The 5,690-nt window shown below is 42.7% G+C and carries 1 protein-coding gene and 2 pseudogenes; all 3 read right to left on the bottom strand.

The features are described 5' to 3' along the window. Nucleotides 1–143: 143 nt before the first annotated feature. Nucleotides 144–992: a TonB family protein gene (locus tag DXA15_RS24420; protein WP_128135769.1), complete on the bottom strand. Its 849-nt coding sequence runs from the start codon at nucleotides 990–992 to the stop codon at nucleotides 144–146. After that, nucleotides 989–1,566, bottom strand: a pseudogene (locus DXA15_RS24415) (RNA polymerase sigma factor). Before DXA15_RS24415 ends, DXA15_RS24420 begins: the two are co-directional and overlap by 4 nt. 84 nt (nucleotides 1,567–1,650) lie before the next feature. Next, a pseudogene (locus tag DXA15_RS24410) lies at nucleotides 1,651–5,507 on the bottom strand (two-component regulator propeller domain-containing protein); the annotation flags it as partial. Nucleotides 5,508–5,690 lie beyond the last annotated feature (183 nt).

Genomic DNA, 5,690 nt, shown 5'->3' with positions numbered 1-5,690 from the left:
CAATGCTTTACGGGCAAAACTTGTGGCGAGAATGTTCGCCGTTATCAAAAGGGATGAATTTTATTCTCCTATTTTATCGGAAAATTTTTGCTAAAAACATAAGAATATGGGGAATTTATAGCAGGGAAAAGAAATACAGGAAACTACGGAGCAAAAACAACCGGGACAAACACCTTAGCCGTATCCACCTGCCAGTCCGGTCCTTTTTCAATCAGGCGGAGGGCTTCCTTATCGGCCGATTCACACAGGCTTTGTTTTACTTTCAAATCGACAGGGCGTCCTTTTTCATTGATATGGAATTCAACAACGACTGTTCCGCTCACTCCTTTGCAAAGAGAATCCTGCGGATGGATAAGTTCCTTTTTCAGATATTCGCGATAGGCTTCTTCGCCAATTACCGGCTGAGGTATATGCCGGGGCATCGAACGGGCTAAGGCCGTAGCTGCTACGGGAGCTTCCTCTTCCGCAACTATATCGGCTACAGCGACATCTTCACAAGGTGCGGAATAAACTGCTACCTGGGCTACAGAGGTTTCGGCAACAACAGGAGCCGGTGACTGAGGGGTGCCTTCAGAGACCTTCGCTTTGGTCTCCCCTGCTCCCGATGCGCTTTCCTGTTCTTGCATAGAGTCGGCTGCAATACCCGCCAACGGTGCTTGTTGCAACGGAGCCACCTGTTCCTCCATAACAACTGCCAGCGGTGACTGTGCCGGCATACTTAATTGCCTGTTCAACCAGAAATAACTACCGAAACCTAAACAAATCAACAGGCTGGCGGCAATACTCCATTTCGTTATGCTGTTGCGATGCGAACGGGTACGGCGGGAAATACGGCGGCGCATCTCTTCAATACTTTCCACATGATTGCCCTCGACGGCCTGGAAACCATCGAGCGCATCCGAAAGGAAAGGGTCTTTCATCGCTTCCTTTTCCAAGCGATGGGCATCCTTGCCTTTTCGTGAACCTTGTATGTATTGCATCAGATTTTTCATTGCGCCATTCTCTTTTCTATGCAACTTTTCAGATTGCGTTTGCCATTCTGAATATAACTTTTTACACTTTTCAGCTGATATCCGGTCTGTTCCATGATATCAGCGTACGACATTTCTTCCATAAAGAAAGAGAGGATACAACGTTGCTGCGGTTCGGGCAGTTTCTCCATGCAATGCTTGAGGGCTGCCGTACGGGCATCGTCGCTTGTTTCTTCCTTATCTAATAGATGCAATAAATCGTAAGATTCCACAAACTGCCGGTCAAAATCGGTTGCAATCTCAGGATTTTCTTTTCGCAATAACTGAAAACAATGATTCTTCGCCACACTGTAAATCCAGGTTCTGAACTCCCGTATCTCGTAACGTGACAGTTAGGCAACAGGTCTTCAAACAATTGCATCACAGCATCCTGTGCCTTGACCTCTTCCTGCAAGTATTTCAGACACAGACCGTAAATCAACGGGATATAGCGGTTATACAATTCACCGAAATAATCGTTTTTCCCGGTTTCCTTATATAATCGAACCAACTCACTGTCGGAATAACTCGATATGTTACGTCTGAAAAATAGCAATTTGTCCCTGTTTTTTCTACAAATGTAAACTTTAAATCAAAATCATTGCAAAAAAAGTAAGATTTCCGATTATCTACACCCAACTTAATTATTACGACGATATTCGGTTGGGGTCATCCCATAACTCTGTTTAAAAGCCGTACTAAAATAGCGGGCACTGGAAAAGCCGGCGCGGTCTGCAACATCCTGGATACTCATATCTTTATAAGAGGAAAGCAAACGCGCAGCCTCGACCATCCGGAACCGGATCACATAATCGCCGATTGAAATATCCGACAAATGACAAAACTTGCTGTAAAGCGTCGTACGGCTCATAGCCATCCCAGAAGCAATAAAAGCTACGTTCAAATTCGGATTAGTCAGATTCTCACGAATCAACGTATTCAATTTTTGCATGAACTGTTCATCTGCATTGCTTACGGCATCCTCTTTCGGAGAGAACAGACAACCGGACTCCCGATAACGTGCACGAAGCTGATCGCGTTGTTTCAATATATTCTGCAAAATCACTAACAAGGAATCCACATCAAACGGCTTTGCCAAGTATATATCCGCACCAGACTTATACCCTTCGAACGAACTCGCCTGATCTGCTCGAGCCGTAAGTAAAACGACAGGTATATGACTCACCTTCACATCGTTTTTAATACGTCGACACAGTTCAAAACCATCTACTCTAGGCATCATAACATCGCTGACTATAATATCCGGCTGATATTGTCCCAGGAGTTCCCATGCTTCTTCTCCGTCTGCTGCCACATAAACTTCTTTAAATTCTGCCTGTAAAACGCCGGACAGATAGTTACGCAAATCCGTTTCATCTTCAGCCACCAACAATGTATATTTCGCTAATGATATATCGGCCTGTGCTACCCGGACACTCTCTTCCGTCACGCCTGCATTCTCCACACCGGAACCGATAACTCCATTCGATTCACCGGAGACAGAGGCCTGTTCCAACGGCAGGTCGAAATAGAAAGTCGCACCACCGTCTTTATTATTACAAGCACCAATACTTCCTCCATGCAACTCCACTAGTTTACGGGCATAAGCCAATCCGATTCCACTACCTTTACGATCATGGTCACCCTGATAAAAACGGGAAAAAAGACGGTCCATATCCACATGTTCCAATCCAATCCCCTGGTCGGCAAGAGAAATACGTACATTTTTTCCTATACGTTCCGTACAAATCACCAATAGGGTATTCGACTCGCTGAACTTCATCGCATTTATCAATAAATTAGATAAAACGACACGGCATTTGGATGCGTCGAAGGGAACTTTCTCTACTGAAGTATCCAACTTGAATTCCAGACAAATTCCACGTGCTTCAAATTCCGGTATGAAATCATCCGTTACCGACCGTATCCAATCATTAAGATTGTAAAAACAGATATCCATGACATCACCATTCGTGTCCGATTTTTGGGCATCGAGCACCATATCTACTATTTCCCGCATCCGACTGGTCTGTAACAACATACCGTTCAATTGGCGGGATACATCTTCATCCGTCACTTTTCCGGATTTCAATAAACGTTTAAGCGGGGCATAAATCAAGGTCAGTGGCGTACGCAGTTCATGACTAATATTAACCATGAAGCGAACTTTCTCCTCATAGAACTTACGCTCATGCTCTTTCATCACCCAGGCCAGTTCCCGTTCCTTCTTCTCCATTATCAAACGAATAACCCATCCGGTTATTGTCAAAACTACGACAATCATTAATGCTACAAACCATACTCGCTGCCATAAAGGAGGAACCACATGAACGGTTAATAATTTCAATGGTACACTCCAATCTCCGTTCCTCTTCCCATACGAAACCCACAATTCATAATTACCAGAAGAAAGAGCCGGAAACGAAAATGCATGGCTGGAAGTCTCCAATAGTTCTTCACGATCCCCTTTAATAGCAAAACGAAATAATTTTTTTCGCATCAAATCCTTCTCTTTAACGATGACACTCAGTCCCAGAGAAGCATAATCCCATGGGATGGAAATGACTTGTTCTCCAAATATGCCGTCCTGATGAATAGGCGAGCCATCCAAAGCCAGATTGATCAGACTGACGGAAAAATCTTCTTCCCTTTGAAATTCCTGATCAGGCCGTACCCTAACAACGCCATCCACACCTGCAATATAAATATCCCCGGAAGAGCTCTCTAAAGCCGGCTGCGGTAAAAACTCACGTGTAAAAACACCATCTGATTCTCCGAAAACGATCACACGTTTTTCCTGGGAAACATACGCATACAACCCTTCATGAGTACTCACCCAAAGACGATCATGAGTGTCGAAAGCTAGAGACGTTATCCCTATAAAACGCTTCGTATCAACAGTATCTATCTTTTGTGTAGTGCGGTCATATACATATAATCCGGAAGAAGTCCCCAACCAAAAACGTTTATCTTTATCTTGTTTTACCGAAATAATTGTTCCGAATTCTTCCTTTGTCACAAATAGCGGACGTAACTGTTTATGCGGAAAGTCCAACACATATAAGGCTTTAGAAGAACTTATATAACACGAATCGCCAGAAACAAAACAAGGAGCTAAAAAATTATGAGGTATCATATCCTCTGGCAAAGATTCGAATTGTTGCTTTTTTGTGTCATACACACAAAAATAATTATCTGATAAAAGGTAAAAACGGTTTTCATCCACACGGTACAAACGAACCGCATTTCCTAGCAGAAATAAATCATTTCGCACATTCCCCCAATTTAACCGGAACTCCCGACATTCTCCAGTCGCTTTATTAAAAAGACAAAGTCCGACACCAAACGAAGACAACAACAATTCCGAATCACTATAAGGCATGATGGAAACAATTTTCATACCCGATGTACAAGAATATTCCTGAAACATTTCCTTTACCGGATCGAATAAATTAAGGCCGCCACCATCTGTTCCCATCCAGATTTTCCCGTCCGTATCTTCATACATGGAAGTAACCGACTGGAAACTTAATCCATAAGAAGCTCCGGGAGGGGCATCCCGATAGGTGGTCATAAAAACAGGTTTGATTCCTATCAGTCCTCCTCGGATACTGCCAGCCCATATGTTATCTTCATCATCAATGTAAAGACTGGCAAAAGAGTTTACCGGAAGAGAGTGATGATCACCCGGCAGATGCATAATGGCTTTCACGGACTTATCCTTGTAATTATAAATATTGATACCTCCACCATCTGTCGCAATCCAGAGTTCGCCGTCCTTTTCCCGCATATCCTGTACAATATTGTGAGTCAGTCTATCCGGTGCCTCCAGATGTTCCAATAACTCTCCGTCATGAGTATAACAATATACTCCTTTATTATAAACAGCCACCCAAATCCTTCTTGCGAATCCAGATACATGGAAGAAATATTCTTTTCTTGAACAAACGACACCTGCTCTATCTCTCCGGTATCCGGATAATACCACCAAAGACCACTTCCTAAAGAAGAAAACAAAACCTTCCTATCCTCTTTATTATACAAAAAAGCATAATTAGGTAATAAATCAGGTAACTGACCCTTTTCCGGACATTTGAGAATCCTTTTTTCTGCATAGGAATAACAAAAAAAGCCCTTCTTTCCTAAAAAATAGACTCCTTCCGGCATGAGAAAACAACAAGTTACGACCACCGGTTCACCGTCTATTTCCTGACGTGCAAATTTCCGGGTATCACGATCAAAGCGGGCTAATCCGCGACTGGTTCCAACCCAAATATATCTTTCCGCATCTTCTTCCAGAAAAACAATGTCATTATAAGGGAGAGAGTACGGATTGTCTTTTTCCTCCTGGTAAACTATCACCTTTTCCCTGTCGAAACGATTTAACCCGAACCGGGTACCAATCCATAAAACGCCCCTGTCATCTACCAATACACACTTTACTGAAGACTGCGATAATCCGTCCTGTAAAGAAATTTGTTTAAAATAATATTGGGGGGTTGCAGCAGGGCAACCGCACCAAAATTTCTATTAAAATATGTTTTGTGGCATAAATCATTAAAAATATTTCAAAAAAAGTTGTGTAATTGGGGAATAAAGGTAATCTTGCAGATAGAAAAGTCTTAACTATGAAAATAGAACCTTAACGACTGGATTTTTTACGTGAAGATTTTGCAAACC

The organism is Parabacteroides sp. AM58-2XD, assembly GCF_003463685.1.
Taxonomy (GTDB): Bacteria; Bacteroidota; Bacteroidia; order Bacteroidales; family Tannerellaceae; genus Parabacteroides; species Parabacteroides segnis.
The sequence above is the reverse complement of the archived record's forward strand: the minus strand, read 5'-3'. Positions and strand labels throughout refer to the sequence as shown.